The sequence below is a fragment of the Desulfofundulus luciae genome, assembly GCF_030813795.1.
In the GTDB taxonomy this organism is placed as follows: domain Bacteria; phylum Bacillota; class Desulfotomaculia; order Desulfotomaculales; family Desulfovirgulaceae; genus Desulfofundulus; species Desulfofundulus luciae.
In genome coordinates, this window is record NZ_JAUSUX010000007.1 from 34,516 (window position 1) to 54,405 (window position 19,890).

Consider the following 19,890-nt stretch of genomic DNA (forward strand, 5'->3'; position numbering starts at 1 on the left):
TTAATTTTTCTGTTTTTGGTGCGGGCGGGGAGACTTGAACTCCCACGGGTTGCCCCACCGGATCCTAAGTCCGGCGCGTCTGCCATTCCGCCACGCCCGCATAAAAACTGGTGAGCCATGGAGGACTCGAACCTCCGACTCCCTGATTAAAAGTCAGGTGCTCTACCAGCTGAGCTAATGGCCCACTTAATTCCGTAAATATAAAATTATAGTTGGCCGCTGGCAGCAATAACTGCCTCCTGCGACCAACTACTACTGTCTTGTTTGGCTGGGGCGGCTGGATTCGAACCAACGAATGGCGGGTCCAAAGCCCGCTGCCTTACCGCTTGGCTACGCCCCAGCGTGGGGTGGAAGATGGGACTCGAACCCACGACCCCCAGGGCCACAACCTGGTGCTCTAACCAACTGAGCTACATCCACCACATGCTGCTGCGCACAGGAACGACACCTTTTTCACGGTGTGCCCCTGCTCCGTCAGCATTTGTTATTATAACAATCCAATTCCCAAAAGTCAAGGAGATTTTGGTGTTAATTTATGGTAGTAACGGATACCGCCCAATTATACGCAGGCATAAACGGCCGGGGTATAGCTGGTTTTTTCTTTGAGCAAACGATTATTGTGACTTAATACTTTAAATAGTTGCACATCTCGAGCAAATCCACAACTGGTGAAAAATTTCCTGCCTGTGTTAGTTACCTGTCTGACATATAAAACAGTACCCTGTTCCAACGCCTGCTCCAGGTAACCCAGCAGTAACCTGCCCAATCCCCTTTCCCGCAATTCTTTTTTAATCAGTATAATATCAATTTGAATTAAGTCCAATCGTTCCGGGATAAATACGCAGAACCCCACCGGCTGGCCATCGCTGCCGAACATGGAGAGGACAAAATGCTCTGACATCTTTTTAAAACCGGGATAGTCGGGATTAATCTCTCCCAGGTCATCAAACAAACAGGAAAGAGTTTCACAAATAAACCACGGTACCTTTCCTACCCCCGGCAGGCGGCTGGCAAAATAGGCACCCATTTGCTCTGCCCCTTCCGGAAAGTAAAGATAAAAATGATACTCCCCCTGCGATATCAAGGAACCCCCACCACCTCATGAGCGCTCCGTGCGGGTTGCCGGCGTGACCGTGTGTCCCGCGGAGCTTTTCCTCTCTTTAATTTATTATACCAATCTTAATTATACCACGGTACTGAGCTTTTGGAATCCCCATCCTATCCATTAATCAAGTGGTTGGAACCAATTTCCAACTTTATCTAAAGCCCTGCACCTTTTTCAGGCTTCGTTCATACCCTATTATTGAAACCAACAACATACCAGAATAGAAAGGAGGCAAATATATGGCTCCTGATCCCGGCTACTACTACTACGGCCACTTCTCCTTCATTCTCTTCTTGATTCTGATCCTGCTGTTCTTCGGCAAGGGCTTCTTCCCCTATCAGGCCCAGTAAAAACCTTCAGGCCGGGCGCAGAAAAATGGCGCCCGGCTTTCTGCTAATGGAATCCAGCAGAATCAGCGACGGTTTTGCGGCAGATCCGCAATTTCCCAAGCTGGAATTCCTTTGGACCTGAGGTTCCCTTCTTTATCCAACCAGAGGCGGATGCCTTTTTCCTCCCTGTTAAAACGATAAACCAGACCTCCCACCACTATAGAAGCGTTCTCAAAAGCACATCCCACGGTAACCACGGCTGCCGGGCCAGTCACCACCCTTGTGGTGGCCCCACCCCTGGACCCCAGCTCTCCCACATGCACATCCCCGCCAGCCTGTATCTCGCCACCGCGAAAGACCCCGGATACAGTCACCTTCTTACCAGCATGGATCCGGGAATTATAACAACCACTCCCCACCACCCGGACATCGCCGGTAGCTATAACGGTAGAATTGTGGATGCTTGACGCCACCACATCACTTTCTGCAGACGGCGGGGACGCAAAGGCCTGTTCCCATTCCCCGGCTCGCCTGGCCAATGTTTCGAGCTCCTGGAGGTCACGCACGGCCAGAGGGGAACGAACCAGCGCCCGTTCGACTTCCCGGACAAACTCTTCCAGGCCTTCAGCGACCATTCCCGGAGGCATGTTTTTAACCTGTTTCTTGAAGGTACTGGCGGTAGCGGGAAGGTGGTGAAACTTCCCCTCCAGCAGCAACCTTACCAGGGGGCCGATACCGCCTTTAAGATCGCCCTGCTTGAACGCCGGGTGACCCAGTAACTGCCGGATAGCCATGGTCATCTCTTGCAAACCGGTCGCCAGGGTATGAACCTGTGGTAACATTCCTTGCAGGAAAGCAGGAACTCCTCCTGCGATTACCACCGATGACAGGATATTCATCCTGATTACGACGGACCCCGTGGCTTGAACCCTCGCGCCGGAGACCAACCCTCCCACCCTGACATTCCCGCCCGCTTCTACCACCATCCCTTCTGCCACATTTCCAGCAATCAGGATATCTCCTTTAAAGACAATGTTACCTGAAGCAAGATCTACGTCACCAGCATGCACCAGTTCAGGCAATACGCTTACTCTCACCAGGTCGCGCCAGCGGGAAGCCACAGGACGTCCAGCCCGGGCCGCTACGGCCCGTTCACCATCCCTGGTAAGCACCGCTCCTTCGCCTACCGAAAGGATGAAGTCCCGGGGCGACGGCGGCACAATTACCTCACCCTTGACGCTGGTGCCGGGACGACCCGGCTCAGGCGGGTGTTTGACAGCCAGGACGTCTCCCGCCTCTACCGACGTAAAAACATAGCGTTCCCGGAAATCCACCGCTTCGTCTTCCTCCGCCAGTACCGGCACCTTGGAAATAGAGGAAAAAAGCAATTCTACCCGGCCGTCTTTTCCCGGTTCTGCAGGAATACCCCGGGCGATAACCACCTCCTCTTCAACACAGGATGCAACACCGCGAGAACATGCTTCCCAGTCTACGCCATGGTTAATCCCCAACCGGGACAACTCCCGCAATAGTTCGTCCTTAGTGAGTGGTGGAAAACGTTCTTCCCGTTCCACTACCTTCAGTTGCAGTACCCTGGCAGGCGGGAGATCCGGCAGTTCCCGATGAACTACCACCGCAGGGCGCGTTCGCAATATCGCTTGTAGACCATCGGAAGAAACGGATACAGACCAGCTCCCTTCTCTACGCTCTTCCACCGTTTCCACCCGCACCGTATCCTTCATGGATACGGGGGTGGGTTGAGTGCACTCCCGGCCGTTAACAATCAGCCTTACCCCCGGACAAGGTACCACCACCGGGTAAGGTCCCTCCGGTCGGTGCCATACAACAAGGCGCCCCTGTTTCACAAAAGCATATGGACCCACCGATTCTCCATCCGGAAAAGCATTGTCCACTGTACTCGCTGTTGCTGCGGGGGAGCCCCGGATAGTCTCTTCATATTTCATAAGGAACCCACCTCCTGCTAAGCGCTGGGATTTGTCTTAAGAGCTTCCAGTACTTGAAAAAAACCTATTACTTCCAGGTCTTCTCGAATAAAATCGGGGATACGAACAATTCTCAAGGTACGCCCCTGCTTGTACAGGTGTCTGACCTGACTCAGGAGCATTCCCACCCCGGAAGAGTCTATGAACCGAAGTCCCTGCAGATCTATCTCCACCACTTCTTCCGTCCGTCGCTGAATTTCCTGTTGCAACTGCTCCACGTTGCTGAAATCCAGTTCGCCTTCCACCTCCAGGATTACCATCCCTTTCTTTTGCCGGACTCTAATCTCCACCCCTTTCACCTCCCTTTCCCGTCACCTTCATAACAACCAGTGTCACGTCATCCTTTTGGGAAAAACCGCGGGTAAATGTCTCCAGGTCTGATAAAATGTTTTGTTTCATCCTGTCTGCATCAGCACCATTCTGAAGGCGAACTATCTTCTTCAATCGTTCCTGCCCGTACCTTTGCTCGCCCGGGCCACAGGCCTCCACAAGTCCATCGGTATACAGCACCACCGCATCTCCGTCGGCAAGAAAAAATTCCTCCACCCCTGACCCGAGGTAATCTTCCAGCAGGCCCAGGGCGACTCCCCGGCACCGGGCCACTTTCACCTTGCCGTCAGATAGAAGGAGGGGAGGGTGGTGCCCTGCATTGACACAGGAGAGGCGTCCAGCTATCCCGTCGTAACACAGCAGGCATAGGGTGGCAAAAGCCCCGCATTTCCGCAGTTCATCCCCTCCCACCCTGTTTAACCGGCGCACCACCTCCAGAGGATGGGGATTAATCCTGATACACTCCCGGAGCATATGGCGGATTGTTTCCATCAGCCGGGCCGCATGGAATCCTTTACCCATTACGTCTCCGATGACGGCAAACACGGTTCTCTCGTCGCAGGAAATAAACTCAAAAAAATCCCCCCCGACCTGTTCGGCAGGCAGGCTACACCCACTAACTTCCAACCCGTAAGCTCTTAGTATTTTTCCATTCACTGTAATCACTTCTCCCATCCTGCTCCTACCTCTCTTCTCCGCCCGGAGCGGTGTTTTGCGCCAGGAGCCTGTCCAACCCTACCAGCCGCATCACCTCCGCCACATCAGGTTGCGGCCTCAAAATCAGCATCTGGCCCCCTTTTTGCCGCCAGTCGTTGCTAATGTCCAGCAAACTTTTCAAACCGGTGGAATCAACGAAAGAAACGCCCGACAGGTCAACTTCCAGCGTGTGTTCTCCCACTTTCCCAACAACTTCTTGCAACTGCGCTACCGTTTCCACGTCCAATTCACCGTTCAGCACCAGCCGGCACACCCCCCGGTCAACGTAAACATCTACTTTCAGCAACAAAATCACCCCCTCTTTCATTGGTCTTGTCCGGTTTTAATGCCGAAGTCCAGGGCCAGGGCGGTACCTGACGGTCCTGTATTAAGGTAGAGGTGGTCCGCATAGTAGAGCATCAGGGTAAATCCACACCCCAGGGAATTCTTGGTTGAATAATGTTGCATCACGTTGCCCGGGCCAATTCGCTGGTTTTGATTCCCGGACCCCGGTCCTGAACGATAATCCTGACGGTGTCCCCTGACTGCCTGGCTTGCCAGCAACCGCCCCCTGCATGTTTGAGAGCATTGGCCAGCGCCTCTGTCAAGCACAAGGCAATCGCGTGCTGCCTGCGGCTGTCGAGAACAGGCAAGGCTTCCCGCATTGCCCGGCGGGCTTCCGGAATGTCATGGGTCTGCCGGACCTCACCCCTGGCCAGTTCCGTCCCTTCTGAGATCACTTTTTCCATTTCTCCACTATTCACCAGGTATAACCGGCCCCCCGTTACCGCCGCTATGGCCTCCCGGTAAGCCTGCATCTCCTGCTGGTGCATCTTTCTCTCCTTTTCAATCACCTCGGTGATGTCAAAGGCCAGCAGTCCACCGCTCCTGTGGTCGAAGGGCACGCCGTGAAGGTCAAACACCTTTTGCCCGTCAGCGCTAATGATCACCTCGCGGCGGTGTTCGGCCTGGCGGATAGCCTGGCGCATCAGTTTTTCCGCTTCTTCCATAGGCAGGTCCAGGTCAGCCTGGCCTGAAAGGTAGCGGAAGCGCCCTCCTTCATATTTCATCACCTTCCCCACCCTGAGAGCGTTAATTAGTTCGGATTTCTCCACCTCAGCCAGCAGTTTCTCCCTGACCAGGTCCTGAAGGTGCTCCGGCAAGTGCCGGGAAATCTCCTGTATTAGCTCGCCGGCGCTTCCGGCCAGCAACTGATACTCCTCCCTGCTAAGACGACGGGCAGTCCCCTGCTTCCGGTGGACACACAGGATATCAAAAACGTGGACGTTATTTTTCCCTTTGAACGGTACCCCGGCCACCTCGACCCACAAGTTTTCCTGCAGCCTGATTACATACCGCCCCGGAACAGGAGCTTCCGTTTCCAGCCCAAACTCCGTGGTATTTAACACCAGGATGTGAGCCGGATACTGCCTGCCATGCTCATCTTCCAGTAACACCCGGACAGGCGGCGAAGGCACCCGCCGAAGGGGGCTTAGCTGGACAAAATACTGGCACTCCACACAAGGACGGTCCGGTTCTTTCTTTGCGCATTCAAGACACCGTTGCATTTTTTCACCACCCTTCTGCCTTTCAGCCCCTCCCGGCCCCATGCCCTTTCAATTGCCACAATACTGCCAGCAAATGTCCCAGCCATTGGCTCTGTTAGAGTCGACCTCTATACCCCAAATGGGTAAACATACTTTTTTATAAGCAGGAACGGCAGCCTGACCAGGCTGCCGCAACAAAACACCATTAAAAAGAAAACAATCAATACCTTTATCGCGGCAGCCTGGCAGTCATACCCTTTAGGGCTGCAGACCCATGGCTTTGCGCCCCACCCTTTCGAGTGGTTTGCCTTTAACACAATAAAGACAATAAAGTTTTTAATTTAACAGTTAAAAGGCTGATTCAACACCGCCAGAACACAGAAAATTTTCCACCAGCGAAAAATTCAGCCCCTGAAGAACTGTTAGGTATGGGAAATATGATGAGAGAAAATACAAAAACAGGCCCGTGTGGATAAGAACGGACATGACGTGCTCCGCCAGCAACCAGAAGGAGCAGAGAGGAATAATCCTTGTAGACAAAATTCATAACCACCGGTACCAAAGCCATGTCTGCGGACAAGATACCTGCACCCAAAAGTTAATATACGATATCCATTTTTATTTTCCCTTCTGAAAGAAGCAAGACAATGTAATATAATAAACAATAAACGCCGCAAACCCTTGCGGCGTCTAGCTTTTTGGAGCTGGTGGTCGGATTCGAACCGACGACCTGCGCATTACGAGTGCGCTGCTCTACCCCTGAGCCACACCAGCACTTTTCTGTTATCTCATTTGACTACCCGGCGCATTACTTATATTAACGCAAACAGAGTCATTTGTCAATTGGTATCGCCCGGTGGGGCCGGGTCGCACGCCTTCGAGTTGCAATAGCTGCAGTTTTAGAGGCAGGCCGCCGCCAAAACCGCCGGGCGATCCATCCCGGCGGATTACCCGGTGGCAGGGAATAACCAGTGGAACCCGGTTGGTCCCCAAAGCCCCGCCCACGGCCCGGGCGGCCCGGGGGCTGCCGACGGCTGCCGCCACCTGCTGGTACGACCATAATTCACCGTACCCGATGTGCCGTACAAAATCCAGCACCCGGGCCACAAAAGGGGTGCACCAGGAAAGATCCACGGGAATATCCGTAAAGGAAACCGGCCGGCCCTGGAAGTATTGGTTCAGCCTTTCTTCCAGAAAAGCCACGGGCCACCTTTTTAATGCAGGCCCACTTCCTTGATTGACTTCTGCGGGTATTACTTCATCCATCAGAGCAGCCAGGGCTTCCTCCCGGCTGGGCCGGGGAAATGTCAGGACCAGCAGCCCCTGCCTACCCCAGGCAGTACCAACCCAGCCCGCTCTGGTGGATAATAAATGAAACCCATTCACAGAACGCCCCCCCACAGCCGCAAAATGGAACAAGCTATTTTTCCGCTGCCGCCCGGATAAAAATGGACAGGCCCGTGATAATAATCGCCCCGCCCGCAAGCTGTAAGGGTGAAGGCACCTGGTGAAAAATAATATAAGCCAGAATGGTTGCCCCCACCGGCTCGCCGAGTATGCTCACTGAGACCACGGCAGCCTTGACATAACGCAGGGCCCAGTTGAAAATGGTATGCCCGAAAATGGTGGGCACCAGGGCCAGGAGGAAAAACCACAGCCATGTGGAAGGCGGGTAAGGAAAAAAGGACAAGCCGGCCAGCAGCGCACCCAGGAACAAAGTCACGGTACTGACCCCGTAAACAACAAAAATGTACGGGAATAGTGACAGGCGGTGCCGCAAGCCGCGCCCGATCAATACATAGCCGGCAATAAAAATAGCCCCGGCAAAAGCCAGGATGTCTCCCAAAAAAGCCTGCCCGCCGATCTGAAAATCACCCACACCCACAATAGTGCTGCCGGTTAAAGCCAGGGCTGCCCCCACAAGCCCCGTGCGGGCGATTTTTTCTTTAAAGATCAGGTAGCCGCCTAAAACCACAAATAAGGGTTGCATGGTGACCAGCACGGTGGAACTGGCAATAGATGTGTACTCAAGGGAAGTAATCCAGGCAGTGAAATGCAATGCCAGCAGCACGCCGGAAAGACAGGCCAGCATTATGTCCCACCGGCCCATGGAGCGCAGTTCTTCCCGTCCCCTGGTCAGGGCAATGGGAGCAATCATGAGCACGGCAAACCCCAACCGGTAGAAGGCAATGACCAGGGGTGGGGCCATGGCCAGCTTGGTAAAGATGGAAGAAAAGGCGGCTCCCACCACTCCCACCAGGATGGCCAGGTAGGGATTGATAAAAGGACGCTCCAGGCCGGCGGTTAATAACCCCGACCCCTCTTCAAGGGAGCAATATTCTGGTGCTTTTTGAGGCATGCTCATTCATCAAGTCTCCTACTTTAAACAACCAGGACTACTCTTCATACTTCTACCAATCGAGCAGAGATTCCTGCCAGGCAAGTGAACTTCCACCGGTCACATCCGGAAGCTTTACCCAGGACAACTGCTGCCAAAATACCAGTCGCCCCACTGGGTTGACAGCCCGGCTTTTACGGCCGGAATTACCCCCTGGTTTTCACACGGGTGAGCTTATACAAACAACCCCGTAGACAAATAACGCTCCCCGGTGTCCGGGAGCAAAACCACCACGGTCTTACCCCGGTTTTCCGGCCGGCCGGCCACCTGTAAAGCCGCCCAGACGGCCGCCCCCGCAGAAATACCCACCAGCAGGCCCTCCTCCCGGGCCAGGCGACGGGCGGTGTCCAGCGCATCTTCATCGGCCACCTTTATGATCTCGTCCAGCAAAGCCATATCTATTACTTCCGGCACAAAACCCGCACCGATGCCCTGAATTTTATGCGGACCGGGCTTCCCGCCGGAAAGCACCGGTGAGGCGGCCGGTTCCACCGCCACCGCCTTCAGGGAGGGACGGCGGGCTTTCAGAACGGAGGTCACCCCGGTAATGGTACCTCCAGTACCAACACCGGCCACAAAGAAATCCACTTCCCCGCCGGTATCCCGCCAGATTTCCTCGGCGGTTGTAGCCCGGTGGGCGGCCGGGTTGGCCGGGTTGGCAAATTGTTGCGGCATAAAGGCATTGGGATGGGAGGCCGCCAGTTCCCGGGCCTTGCGTACGGCCCCGGCCATGCCCTCGTTCCCGGGGGTAAGGACCACTTCCGCCCCGTAGGCGCTGAGAAGCCTGCGTCGTTCCACACTCATGGTTTCAGGCATGGTCAGCACCAGCCGGTAACCCCGGGCCGCGCAAACCATGGCCAGGCCAATGCCGGTATTTCCGCTGGTAGGCTCGATGATCAGGGTGTCCTTGTTGATTAACCCTTTTTCCTCCGCCTCACGGATCATGTTGTAAGCAATCCGGTCTTTAACGCTGCCACCGGGATTAAAATACTCCAGCTTGGCCAGAACAACGGCAGGCAGACCGGAAGCAATCTTTTGCAGGCGGAGCATGGGGGTACCACCAATCAATTCCGTTATATCATTAAAGACGGGCAAGACCTCAACCCCTTTCGAAAAACCTGCTTTTTATTCACGGCTGGCATAAATTAAGTCCCCGCGGAACTCCACGGGGACTTAGCCCGGCTAAATTACATCGGAGGCATTCCGCCGCCCATGCCGGTATCCTTTTCCTTTTCCGGCTTTTCCGCCACCAGGGTTTCAGTGGTCAGAATCATAGCGGCAATGGAAGCGGCATTCTGCAGGGCAGACCGGGTGACCTTGGCCGGGTCCACAATACCGGCTTCAATCATGTTCACATACTCGCCGGTCAAGGCGTTGAAGCCCATGCCATCGGGCAGGGCCCTGACCTTCTCCACCACCACGGAACCTTCCGCACCGGCGTTATTGGCAATTTGGCGCAGGGGTTCCTCCAGGGCCCGGCGTACAATGTCCACACCGACTTTTTCATCCAGGCTGCTGGTTTCGATATTGTCCAGAGCCTTGATGGCTGCCACATAGGCCACGCCGCCACCGGAGACAATACCTTCCTCCACTGCAGCCCGGGTGGCGTTCAGCGCATCCTCGATACGCAGCTTCTTCTCCTTCATTTCAGTTTCAGTGGCTGCGCCAACCTGGATCACCGCTACGCCGCCGGCCAGCTTGGCCAGACGCTCCTGCAGCTTCTCCCGGTCAAAGTCGGAGGTAGTTTCTTCGATCTGCTTCTTGATGGAGGCGATCCGGGCATTAATCTTGTCCTGGGAACCGGCACCGCCGACAATGATGGTTTCTTCCTTCTTCACCCGTACCTTGGAGGCCCGGCCGAGCATGTCGATGGTAGCCTTATCAAGCTTCAAGCCCAGCTCTTCGCTGATCACGGTACCTCCGGTAAGAATGGCGATGTCCTCCAGCATGGCCTTGCGCCGGTCACCAAAGCCGGGAGCCTTGACGGCGACGCAGGACAGGGTGCCACGCAGCTTGTTCAGCACCAGGGTGGCCAGGGCCTCGCCTTCCACATCCTCGGCAATGATCAACAGCGGCTTGCCGGCCTGGACGATCCTTTCCAGAATAGGCAGCAGGTCGGCCACGGCGCTGATCTTCCGGTCGGTGATGAGGATGTAGGGATCGTTGAGGATGGCCTCCATCTTCTCGGTATCGGTGATCATGTACGGGGATATGTAACCCCGGTCGAAGTTCATCCCTTCCACCACTTCCAGGGTGGTACCGATACCCTTGGATTCCTCGACGGTAATTACACCGTCCTTGCCCACCTTTTCCATGGCTTCAGAGATTAACTCGCCGATGGACGGGTCATTGGCCGAGATGGAAGCTACCTGGGCAATGGCAGCCTTGCTTTCCACCGGCTTGGCGGCTGCCTTGATGGCCTCTACGGCTTTTTCCACCGCCTTTTCAATGCCCCGCTTGATGATCATCGGGTTGGCGCCGGCGGCTACGTTCTTCAAACCTTCCCGGACAATGGCCTGGGCCAGTACAGTAGCAGTGGTAGTACCATCGCCGGCCACGTCATTGGTCTTGGTGGCTACTTCTTTAACCAGCTGGGCGCCCATATTCTCAAAGGGATCGGTTAATTCAATTTCCCGGGCAATGGTCACACCGTCGTTGGTGATCATGGGAGAACCAAACTTCTTCTCCAGCACCACGTTGCGGCCCTTTGGTCCCAGGGTAACCCGCACCGCTTCAGCCAGGGCATTTACGCCTCTTTCCAGGGCACGGCGTGCATCTTCCCGGAAAATAATCTCTTTACCAGCCAATTTCCTCGACCTCCTTAGATATTTTGATCACGCGTTCCAAAGCACCAGTTACTTTTCAATAACCCCAAGGATGTCAGCTTCACGCATGATCAGATACTCTTCATCATCTATCTTGACCTCGTTACCGGCATACTTGGAGAACAACACCCTGTCCCCCACCTTGAGATCAATAGGTACACGGGTGCCGTTTTCCAGCAGGCGGCCGGGACCTACCGCCACCACTTCCCCCTCCTGGGGCTTTTCCTTGGCGGTTTCAGGCAGCACAATGCCCCCCTTGGTCTTCTCCTCGCTGGGCAGCGGCTTGACAACCACCCGTTCACCTAATGGTCTAATCCTCACCTAAAACCCCTCCTTTAAAATAAGAGATTGGTTTCCTCTATTGTTAGCACTCATTTAAACCGAGTGCTAATACCCAAGTACTATAATATAAAGGGGGAAGGGCAAAAAGCAACTTTCCTCAAAAGACTTAATCCCCCTTTTGCACCGATCGAGGGAAATTACAGGGAATTATCTCGCTTTTTCTCCCACCAATGAGCTGTTATCACTGCTTTTTGTGTAAACATTTCTTAGCTGCTCTAGAAACATTTTCCCCACAAAAAAACATTTTATACATGAAAATATTTTATACATGCAGTGTCTGTACAGGCGCTGGGAAATCCCGAAAATCGAGGCTTCCCGGCCTTTTTTCTCCAGCTGCAAACATTTGCAAACCTGCTTGCTGAAGATGCTCTCGATGGCTTCACTGCCTCGGCCTGGGTGTCGGGCAGGACGTGGGAGTATGTGGCCAGGGTAATCTGCACGCTTGAGTGCCCCAGCCGCTCGGCGACGAACGCTACATGTTAAAATTTTTACATTGTCTGAAAAAAAGTTATGGTAAAATTATGTGTTTAGAAACAGCACAATTAAGTTGAATGAAAATTTGATGGGCAGGGAAAAGAAGATGGAAGTAAAACGTTGCCTTTGCCTTAAGGATATTCCCCTTTTTACTGGTGTGGAGAGGGAAACCTTTCGGCCCATTTGCCAGGCTGCTACAAAACGCTATATCCGGAGGGGAGAGGTTCTTTTTTACCAGGGGGATAAAGTAGATACTGTTTGCCTGGTTAAGGAAGGAAGTTTTAAAATGGTACGGGTAAGCGAAGATGGCCGGGAGACAATTTTGCAAATCATTACCCGGGGCGAAACAATCGGTGAAGCTGCTCTGTTTCAGGAAAAATGTCATCCGGCAACTGCCATCGCTCTAGAAGACGCCAAAGTTTGCAGCATCAGCAGACGCCTCGTGGAAGAGGTAATCAAAAAAACACCGGATCTGGCGTGGCAGGTTATTGCTAGCTTGGGAAGCCGTCTTTATGCTACCTGGGAGCAGGTAGCCGAATTAAATTCGCTTACTACCCGGGAGAAAGTGTTAAGTTTATTAATACGGCTGGCCCGGGAACACGGTGAAGTCTGCCCTGAAGGTACGCGTATCAAGCTCCATCTAACTCAGCAGGAAATAGCTTCCATGGTAGGAGCATCTCGGGTAATGGTGGCACAGGTGCTGAAAGAACTGGCCACGAGTAATTACCTCTACCGGGAAGAAAAGTACTATGTTTTACGTGATCGATGCTTTTAAATTTCGTGTGATCAATGTAAAATCTTTTACAGCTCCCTCCCCGGGCAAGTGTTAATATCAAGTTAAACTTTTTTAAGGGGAGGTGAGTAAGAAAAAAGTAGTTGCTCTGCAGGTTGCGGCACGGTTTTGATCCCAGAAATCAAAAAGGTCATGTGGTCGGCCAAGCAAAGGAAATCCGGGATGATGATACGCTGGTTTTCGGCGTATACAAGATGGTCAAAACCCGCTAAAACCTTTCTAAAAAAGGCTTAATGCAGGTAGTTGCGGTATCCGGCAAGGTCGGTTACCGCCTGAGCGGAAAAGCATGCGTCAAAGAAAATGAAGTACTGTTCAAGGTAGAAAAAGCCGAAGCATTATTATAGGCGGCATTTTTTAGTGATGAAATCTGCGAAATAAGTTTAGGGGGTATTAACCTATGCCTAAGATTACTGAGGAAATGAAGTCCATCATTGAGAGGGAGCTGTGCTTTATAGTAACTGCTGATAAAACGGGGCAGCCGTCTGCAGCCCCCAAGGCTTCCATGGCGGTGCTAGACCAACAAACCCTAGCGTATGGTGAAGCGATTGGAAAGCAAACTTACCGGAACTTACTGGAAAACCCCAGAGTTGCCGTAGTGGTTGCCGACCGACAGTCGATGAAAGGCTATCGATTTGTTGGCCGGGCCGAGTTGATTTTTGAAGGCCCCCTTTATGAACGCTTTGTTGAAGAATTTGCTAAAATGGGTGTGCCCAAGCCCAAAGCAGCAGTAAAAATTTCTATAGATGAGATTTATGATCTTTCGGTAAGTAACCCGGGAGAAAAAATCATTTGATTTTTTTATCTAGACTCATAAAGAGAGAACCTTGTTAAAGCAAGGCTCTCTCTTTCTTTATATCACCATAAGTCCACCACGGTTTCCTTGAACAAACTTCAGCGCCCTTCCGCCGGGCGTGACCTCGGGGACGAGGCCGAACCTGTTGTCCACCACCTTCTCCCGGAGCTGGTTGATGAAGATCACAACCGCCCTGTTCTTGGAGACCACCGCCGTCACCTTGCGCATGGCCTGGGATATAAGGCGCGCCCGGAGCCCCACCTGCACCTCGCCCATCTTCCCCGTCGATCTCGTTTTACGACACCAGGGCGGCCACCGGGTCCACGACCACCACGTCAACGGCGGCGCCCGTCACCAGCAGGTCGCAGAATTCCAGGGCCTGCTCCCCGTAGTCCGGCTGGGAAACCCAGCCGTAAGCTTTTGCCGCGGGCAAAATTCCCCTTAATCCGCCCCGCACTCCCCGCTCCGGCCGGTCAGTATTTCCAATCCGTGAGAAAGCGCCGGTAAAATCACTTCCAGGCACTCCCTGACCGCCCTGGCACTGCCCGGCAGGTTGATGATGAGCGTTTGGTGACGGATGCCAGCTACGGCCCGGCTGAGCATGGCCCGGGGAGTCTTCTTGAGGCTTTCGTAGCGCATCGCCTCGGGAATACCCGGCACCTCCCGCTCAATAACCGCCCGGGTCGCCTCGGGGGTGTTGTCCCGCGGGCTAAAACCCGTACCCCCGGTAGTTAAAATCAGGTCCAGCTTCTCCTGATCGACCATTTTAATGAGTATTTCCTTTAAGACATCCAGGTCATCGGGCACAATACGGTAAGACACCACTTTCCCCCCGATGCCGGCCACCATATCCCGGATTACCTGCGCGCTCTTATCCTCCCGTTCACCCCGGGAGCCCTTGTCACTGGCCGTAAGAATACCTACACGCCACATGGCCAACACCTCCAACTTAAGTATAACAAGCTGCCCACGAAAAGGTCCGTACCGGGGACATTCACGAAAACGACTGCCGTCTAAGTAGTTATGCGCCTTTAAGTGGTTGAAGTATGACGTATAAAAGAGTAAAATGGGACAGTAAAGGAGGTAAACCCCATGGTCTTACCCAAAACCACCACCGTAACCATAAAAAAAGTAACCGGTCATCATACAGCGGTTATCGAAGATCAGGTGATCAGAGAAGTACCGGTAACCCTATTTTTGAATGATGAGGAACTGGTTACCCTGGTCTGTTCGCCGGATCACCTGGAAGAGCTGGCAGTGGGTTTTTTATGCTCTGAAGGGATCCTCCAGAGGCGTACGGACTTAATGGGTGTCTTTATCCGCCCCGAGGAAGGATTGATTTGGGTGGAAACTTCAAGACCGGTTCCAGGCCGGAAGAACTTTTTAAAGCGCTACATCACCACCTGCTGCGGCCGGGGTCGTACCTCCTTTTATTTTATCAATGATGCCCGGGGTATATCACCGGTAACCTCATCCCTGATCATCAGGGCCGACTCAATACTTAACTTCGCCCGGGAGCTGGAAGAAGCAGCCGCCATGTTTCAATCCACCGGCGGTACCCATGGAGCAGCCCTGTACTCTCAGAACGAACGCCTGCTGTTTTATGAGGATATCGGCCGGCATAATGCCGTGGATAAGATCTTTGGCCGCGCCTTTTTGGACGATATGGACTTAAGGGATAAACTGCTGGTTTTCAGCGGCCGCGTTTCTTCGGAAATCCTGATCAAGGTGGCCCGCATGGGTATCCCCATTCTCATTGCCCGGGGCGCACCCACCGACCTGGCCCTGGAAATGGCCAAAGCGGTGGGCATCACCGTGGTAGGATTTGCCCGGGACGACAGAATGAACATATATACCCATGGTGAACGGGTTATCGTGCCGTAGCTAAAAGCAACCCAGCTCGCAGGCCTTAATTTTAATGCCCAGGGCGTCGCAGGCCGCCCCCACCACCCGTACCGGTACGTTAAGTTCCCCGGCCAGCCGTCGTGCGGCCGTGCAGGTCAGCCGGCCGTCAACCGCTGCCTGTTTTACGGCTTCCAGAACCCGCGGTTCCACGGAAGTATCCTTTTTTTCTTTCACATTTTCGCCTCCCTGCCATTGGGTCGAATTAACGGACAGATTAAAACCAGGCACCGGCACCGGGCCTGGTTTTAACATTCCGCCTTTAAGCAGGAACAATAGCACCCAGCTTGCACTTTGCCAGGCACTCGCCGCAGCGGATACACAGGGCCTGGTCAATGGAATGGGGTTCCTTTTTATTGCCCGAGATGGCGCCTGTTTCACAGGCCTTGGTGCACATCTGGCAACCCTTGCATTTTCCCGGATCCACTTTTAAAGGCGGAATCTCCACGCCCGCAGACGCAGCGGCATCTTTGACTTTGGTTCCCGGCGGCACTACAAACTGGACACCGTTTAAAGTAATGACCACCTCTTTTTGTTGTTTTTGGGCTTCGGCCATCCTCTCCAACTCCCTTGTGAGAAATTTATCTTTATTACATTTTACTTCTACAAATGGACGACCGATCCCTGCCGCCGCGGGCAAATTTTATGAACACTATTTCTTCTGCCCGGTCATTTTTTGTGAACATCGTCCCGAACAAGCCCGGCGCCCTTAACGGGCGACACCTTTTTAGCCGGGAGGCAGGCCCGTGGGTTTTAGTGGTTAAAAAATTATTCCTTCGGGAGGATTTCTTTTCATTCCCTCGAATAAGTATTATGTCCTGTAGCAACTTGCAATAGGACAATATAACAACCGTTCTCCGAGCCCGATTACCTGTGGCCAGGGCTATGGTTTTCGGGCCGGCAGGGTATACCGGGAAACTGGTATGCCTCCCAGTGCGGAAAGGAGAACACTGCCAAGCTTTTAAGGGGTAGGCCTGTGTTCTGTTTCCCGCAGAACACAGTTTTTTTCTGCAGACGTATAACCACCTGGCCGCCCGGAAAATGGCTGTGCTTCTGCCTTTTCGCCAGAGCACAGCTTTTTTGTTTTGGAACAGGCCTTGAGGTCCCTGCGCAGGCTGCGAATTCAATTTTGTATGGCCTGTCCTTAAGGCAGTCAGGAGGTGAGAGAGGCGATCTTTGAAACTTGTTGCCGGCGCGGAGGATATGAGTAAGCGGGGACCCAGCACTCACTGGAATACTAGCTCTTCCCAAAACCTGATTTGTCAGTTAAACCTGAAACACCGGAAGCAGAGTCATATTGTGGTGAGTGCTGGGCCGTGCCTTATGCGGATTAACTGAACACTTACCTTTGAAACAATCCAATACCTGAAGAGGTGAATGACAATGTTTAAGCGAATTCTTACCCCTGTATTAACCCTTCTCCTTGCGCTCATGCTTATTGCAGGCTGCTCTTCCAATACCGCACGGGAAAAAGCAAAACAGGGACAGCCGGCCCAGGAAAAACCGCAAAAACAGGACGTAATTCTTGCCACCACCACCAGCACTCAGGACAGCGGTCTCCTGGATGTACTTATTCCCGAATTTGAAAAGAAAACCGGTTATAAAGTGAAAACCATTGCCGTGGGCACGGGACAGGCCCTGGAAATGGGCAAAAAAGGTGAAGCGGACGTGCTGCTGGTGCACGCCCCCAAAGCAGAAAAGGAACTGGTAGACAGCGGCGTTGGCATCAACTACCGGCTGGTAATGCACAACGACTTTGTGGTGGTCGGCCCGGAAAATGACCCGGCCGGAGTCAAGTCGGCCAAAAACACTGTGGAAGCCTTTAAGAAAATCGCCCAAACCCAGAGCACCTTTGTTTCCCGCGGGGATGAATCTGGCACCCACAAGAAAGAAAAAGACATCTGGAAAGAAGCCGGCATTACCCCCGGCGGCAAATGGTACCAGGAAGCCGGCACGGGCATGGGCAATACTCTGAACATTGCCTCGGAAAAGGGAGGCTATACCCTCAGTGACCGGGCAACCTACCTGGCCAACCAGAAACACCTGAAGTTGAAAATTTTGTACGAGGGAGATAAAACCCTGCTGAACATCTATCACGTGATGCAGGTCAACCCGGAAAAGTTCAGTAAGGTCAATGCCGAAGGTGCAAAGGCCTTTGTTGACTTCATGGTTTCACCTGAAACCCAGCAGATCATCGGCAAGTTCGGGGTAGACAAGTACGGCCAGCCGTTGTTCTTCCCCGATGCCGGTAAAAAGGAAGAAGAACTGGGGAAGTAGGATAGGTATAAAACCGCCCGCCCTGCCTTAAACCCTTTAACCATAAATGCAGGGCGGGCTCCTTAAGCTTTGCGTTAATTAAGTATGGAGCAGATCTTAGAAGTGAGGATCATCCAGTGAATAACACTATCTTAGAAGTGCACAATCTACAGTTCAAACGGGGAAACCGGGAAATTTTAAATATCGATCATTTTGCCCTTTACGAGAGGGAAACCATCGCCCTGATCGGGGCAAATGGAGCCGGCAAAAGCACCCTGTTGCAGGTAATGGCCCTTTTATTAAAACCAACCCGCGGAACCGTGGAATTCCGGGGCGTACCGGCCACCCCCCGAAATGCCCTGGCCATTCGCCGGCGCATGGCCGTGGTGTTCCAGGAACCGCTTCTTTTAAATACCACGGTCTATGAGAATGTAGCCACAGGACTGAAGCTGCGGGGGGTTCCCCAGGGGGAAATGAAAAAAAGGGTAGACCGCTGGCTCGAACTGCTGGGCATCGCCCACCTGGCCGGGCGCCGTTCCCACCAGCTCTCGGGGGGAGAAGCCCAGAGGGTCAGCCTGGCCCGGGCCTTTGCCCTGGAACCGGATGTTTTGTTCCTGGACGAACCCTTTTCCGCCCTGGACTTCCCCACCCGCCTGTCCCTGCTCAATGAACTGGACAGGCTTTTAAAAGACACGGGGATTGCTGCTATTTTTGTAACCCATGATTTTTCGGAGGTGCCCTACCTCACCGACCGGGTGGCCGTGCTCAAAAACGGCCGCCTGGTCAAAACAGGCACCTTCGAGGAAATATTTAAAGTAAAACCCCGGCGGGAAAACTACATTACATCCCTTTACCGGGTTTTTGAAAGCGACGCGGCGGGGTAAAGCCAACTAGTATCCTGCCTGGACTCATCCACAGGTGCCGGCCCAAATACCGGCGTGATGACCTCAAGAGGATATAAACTCTTGAGGTTTCAATTATGTCCATGATGGTTGGGCAACCCATGTAATTGACCGCCGGGTAAGGCAAGGTTAATGGTATTTTTACAATTATCCTGAGCTTCTCCGATGATCACGCGCAGCAGGTTGGGGTGCTTAAAAGTTTTCTTTCCGGCCCCGTAACCAACCCGGAAAACGGTCATGGGGGGCATTTCCCCAAAGTCGTTGCCCAGGGTGGCCGCCAGGGCGGCCCCCGTTGGCGTCACCAGTTCGCCGTCAACGCCGGCCCCGTAGACCGGCACTTTCCTTTCAGATAGAATCTCCAGCGTGGCCGGGGCAGGCGACGGGATCAGCCCGTGCATGCAGCGAATAAGCCCCCTTCCCATGGGCAGGGGTGAAACGATGACTTTTTCCACGCCCAGCAGATGCAGCCCGAGCACGGTGCCCACCACGTCGATGATGGCATCTACCGCACCCACCTCGTGAAAGTGAATGCGCTCGGGGGTTGTATCGTGCACCCTGGCTTCAGCCCGGGCCAGGCAGTGGAATACCGCTTTGCTTTTCTCTTTCACCTCTTCGGGCAGGGAGCTTTGGGCAATTATTTCCTCAATATCCTTCAAATGCCTGTCTGGCTGGCCGTGGGCGTCCACGTCTACAAAGAAGTTAATAGCCGATATGCCACCCTGCTTCACTTTTTCCAGGCGCAACCGGTAACCTTCCACCAGCAGTTTTTTTAATTCCCCGGCCAGATGTTCGAAATCCACCCCCGCGCCAATCAACGCACCGAGGCACATATCACCGCTAATGCCGGAAAAACAATCAAAGTACGCTACTCTCACATTCAGACCCCCACCATCTTCATAAACCTCCCGGCCGGGCCGGGTGGCCAGAACGGTCCGGTTGTCCCCGCAAAGCCTCTGCACAATCTCCACTACTTGTTCCGTGGTTTTGCCCTGGCAGAAAACCAATTCCGGGAAACCCTTGCGCAGGGCCCGGTGGTGATCCACCTTGGCAAACCCGAGGTCTTCAAAGGGCAGTGTCTTGAGCCTGTCCAAAGCCGCATCCACTTTCAGGCGGCCGCTCTGCACATCCTCCAGCAATAGACGTAATTCATCTTTAGTCATTCATCCTTCTCCCCTGAAAGAAGGCCGGATAAATA

Annotated in this window: 21 protein-coding genes, 5 tRNA genes, 1 pseudogene and 2 riboswitches; of the genes and pseudogenes, 6 read left to right on the forward strand and 21 right to left on the reverse strand. The window is 53.5% G+C overall.

The genetic code is table 11. From position 1 onward, the window contains the following. Window positions 1-16: 16 nt before the first annotated feature. From J2Z49_RS05680 to groES, 16 genes are all read right to left on the reverse strand, one after another. Window positions 17-100 (reverse strand) — tRNA-Leu (locus J2Z49_RS05680). 8 nt (window positions 101-108) lie between these two features. Beyond that, window positions 109-184: transfer RNA gene (locus J2Z49_RS05685), tRNA-Lys, on the reverse strand. 81 nt (window positions 185-265) lie between these two features. Next, window positions 266-340 (reverse strand) — tRNA-Gln (locus tag J2Z49_RS05690). Between the two features lie 3 nt (window positions 341-343). After that, window positions 344-420, reverse strand: a tRNA-His gene (locus J2Z49_RS05695). A 139-nt stretch (window positions 421-559) separates the two neighbouring features. Continuing rightward, window positions 560-1,027 carry a GNAT family N-acetyltransferase gene (locus tag J2Z49_RS05700; protein WP_307400657.1) on the reverse strand — a complete coding sequence of 156 codons (468 nt, stop codon included), beginning with the start codon at window positions 1,025-1,027 and terminating at the stop codon, window positions 560-562. Between the two features lie 490 nt (window positions 1,028-1,517). After that, window positions 1,518-3,248: a DUF342 domain-containing protein gene (locus J2Z49_RS05705; RefSeq protein WP_307400660.1), complete on the reverse strand. Its 1,731-nt coding sequence runs from the start codon at window positions 3,246-3,248 to the stop codon at window positions 1,518-1,520. A gap of 167 nt (window positions 3,249-3,415) precedes the next feature. Further along, window positions 3,416-3,727, reverse strand: a complete 312-nt coding sequence (locus J2Z49_RS05710; RefSeq protein WP_307400663.1) for an STAS domain-containing protein — start codon at window positions 3,725-3,727, stop codon at window positions 3,416-3,418. Beyond that, complete coding sequence (locus J2Z49_RS05715) at window positions 3,717-4,442, reverse strand: PP2C family protein-serine/threonine phosphatase (RefSeq protein WP_307400666.1); 726 nt, start codon at window positions 4,440-4,442, stop codon at window positions 3,717-3,719. The genes J2Z49_RS05710 and J2Z49_RS05715 overlap by 11 nt, the downstream gene beginning before the upstream one ends. Before the next feature lie 7 nt (window positions 4,443-4,449). Further along, complete coding sequence (locus J2Z49_RS05720) at window positions 4,450-4,770, reverse strand: STAS domain-containing protein (protein WP_013821686.1); 321 nt, start codon at window positions 4,768-4,770, stop codon at window positions 4,450-4,452. Window positions 4,771-4,930: 160 nt separating this feature from the next. Then, window positions 4,931-5,920, reverse strand: coding sequence for an ATP-binding protein (locus J2Z49_RS05725; RefSeq protein ID WP_307400671.1), 990 nt, complete (start codon window positions 5,918-5,920; stop codon window positions 4,931-4,933). Between the two features lie 323 nt (window positions 5,921-6,243). After that, a riboswitch (cyclic di-GMP riboswitch) is annotated at window positions 6,244-6,329 on the reverse strand. A gap of 380 nt (window positions 6,330-6,709) precedes the next feature. Next, window positions 6,710-6,784 (reverse strand) — tRNA-Thr (locus J2Z49_RS05730). Window positions 6,785-6,793: 9 nt separating this feature from the next. Next, entirely contained in the window at window positions 6,794-7,396 is a 603-nt protein-coding gene (locus J2Z49_RS05735; protein WP_307400673.1) for a methylated-DNA--[protein]-cysteine S-methyltransferase, read from the reverse strand. Between the two features lie 34 nt (window positions 7,397-7,430). Then, on the reverse strand, window positions 7,431-8,369 hold the full coding sequence (locus J2Z49_RS05740) for a DMT family transporter (RefSeq protein WP_407650052.1): 939 nt from the start codon (window positions 8,367-8,369) through the stop codon (window positions 7,431-7,433). A 213-nt stretch (window positions 8,370-8,582) separates the two neighbouring features. Beyond that, complete coding sequence (gene cysK / locus J2Z49_RS05745; RefSeq protein WP_307400679.1) at window positions 8,583-9,503, reverse strand: cysteine synthase A; 921 nt, start codon at window positions 9,501-9,503, stop codon at window positions 8,583-8,585. Between the two features lie 92 nt (window positions 9,504-9,595). After that, window positions 9,596-11,215 (reverse strand): chaperonin GroEL, encoded by a 1,620-nt coding sequence (gene groL, locus J2Z49_RS05750; RefSeq protein WP_307400683.1) that lies wholly within the window; start codon window positions 11,213-11,215, stop codon window positions 9,596-9,598. Window positions 11,216-11,263: 48 nt separating this feature from the next. After that, window positions 11,264-11,554 (reverse strand): co-chaperone GroES, encoded by a 291-nt coding sequence (gene groES / locus J2Z49_RS05755; protein ID WP_207666882.1) that lies wholly within the window; start codon window positions 11,552-11,554, stop codon window positions 11,264-11,266. A 568-nt stretch (window positions 11,555-12,122) separates the two neighbouring features. On the opposite strand from groES, the gene J2Z49_RS05760 reads away from it, so the two are divergent. The 3 genes from J2Z49_RS05760 to J2Z49_RS05770 all read left to right on the forward strand — a co-directional run bounded on the left by J2Z49_RS05760 (window position 12,123) and on the right by J2Z49_RS05770 (window position 13,635). Then, window positions 12,123-12,824, forward strand: a complete 702-nt coding sequence (locus tag J2Z49_RS05760) for a Crp/Fnr family transcriptional regulator (RefSeq protein ID WP_307400688.1) — start codon at window positions 12,123-12,125, stop codon at window positions 12,822-12,824. Window positions 12,825-12,925: 101 nt separating this feature from the next. After that, complete coding sequence (locus J2Z49_RS05765) at window positions 12,926-13,054, forward strand: hypothetical protein (protein WP_307400690.1); 129 nt, start codon at window positions 12,926-12,928, stop codon at window positions 13,052-13,054. A gap of 185 nt (window positions 13,055-13,239) precedes the next feature. Beyond that, window positions 13,240-13,635, forward strand: a complete 396-nt coding sequence (locus J2Z49_RS05770) for a pyridoxamine 5'-phosphate oxidase family protein (protein ID WP_307400692.1) — start codon at window positions 13,240-13,242, stop codon at window positions 13,633-13,635. A 93-nt stretch (window positions 13,636-13,728) separates the two neighbouring features. Here the strand turns inward: J2Z49_RS05770 and J2Z49_RS05775 are convergent. After that, window positions 13,729-14,041 (reverse strand): annotated as a pseudogene (locus J2Z49_RS05775) (recombinase RecA); the annotation flags it as partial. Window positions 14,042-14,076: 35 nt separating this feature from the next. Beyond that, the gene (locus tag J2Z49_RS05780) at window positions 14,077-14,568 is read right to left on the reverse strand and encodes a MogA/MoaB family molybdenum cofactor biosynthesis protein (protein ID WP_307400695.1); all 492 of its coding nucleotides are present in this window, start codon (window positions 14,566-14,568) and stop codon (window positions 14,077-14,079) included. 159 nt (window positions 14,569-14,727) lie between these two features. Between J2Z49_RS05780 and fdhD the strand changes: the two genes are divergently transcribed. Next, window positions 14,728-15,519 (forward strand): formate dehydrogenase accessory sulfurtransferase FdhD, encoded by a 792-nt coding sequence (gene fdhD, locus J2Z49_RS05785; RefSeq protein WP_307400697.1) that lies wholly within the window; start codon window positions 14,728-14,730, stop codon window positions 15,517-15,519. Here the strand turns inward: fdhD and J2Z49_RS05790 are convergent, their stop codons facing one another. Together J2Z49_RS05790 and J2Z49_RS05795 are read right to left on the reverse strand one after the other, a co-directional pair. After that, complete coding sequence (locus J2Z49_RS05790) at window positions 15,520-15,714, reverse strand: hypothetical protein (protein ID WP_307400700.1); 195 nt, start codon at window positions 15,712-15,714, stop codon at window positions 15,520-15,522. It abuts the gene before it with no gap. A gap of 85 nt (window positions 15,715-15,799) precedes the next feature. Beyond that, the gene (locus tag J2Z49_RS05795) at window positions 15,800-16,093 is read right to left on the reverse strand and encodes a 4Fe-4S binding protein (protein ID WP_307400703.1); all 294 of its coding nucleotides are present in this window, start codon (window positions 16,091-16,093) and stop codon (window positions 15,800-15,802) included. Window positions 16,094-16,380: 287 nt separating this feature from the next. Further along, window positions 16,381-16,499, forward strand: a riboswitch (molybdenum cofactor riboswitch). 421 nt (window positions 16,500-16,920) lie between these two features. On the opposite strand from J2Z49_RS05795, the gene J2Z49_RS05800 reads away from it, so the two are divergent. Further along, on the forward strand, window positions 16,921-17,814 hold the full coding sequence (locus J2Z49_RS05800; protein WP_307400706.1) for a substrate-binding domain-containing protein: 894 nt from the start codon (window positions 16,921-16,923) through the stop codon (window positions 17,812-17,814). Between the two features lie 116 nt (window positions 17,815-17,930). Further along, entirely contained in the window at window positions 17,931-18,677 is a 747-nt protein-coding gene (locus J2Z49_RS05805) for an energy-coupling factor ABC transporter ATP-binding protein (protein ID WP_307400708.1), read from the forward strand. 89 nt (window positions 18,678-18,766) lie between these two features. On the opposite strand, the gene larC is transcribed toward J2Z49_RS05805, so the two are convergent. Further along, window positions 18,767-19,855, reverse strand: coding sequence for a nickel pincer cofactor biosynthesis protein LarC (gene larC / locus J2Z49_RS05810; protein WP_307400711.1), 1,089 nt, complete (start codon window positions 19,853-19,855; stop codon window positions 18,767-18,769). Window positions 19,856-19,890 lie beyond the last annotated feature (35 nt).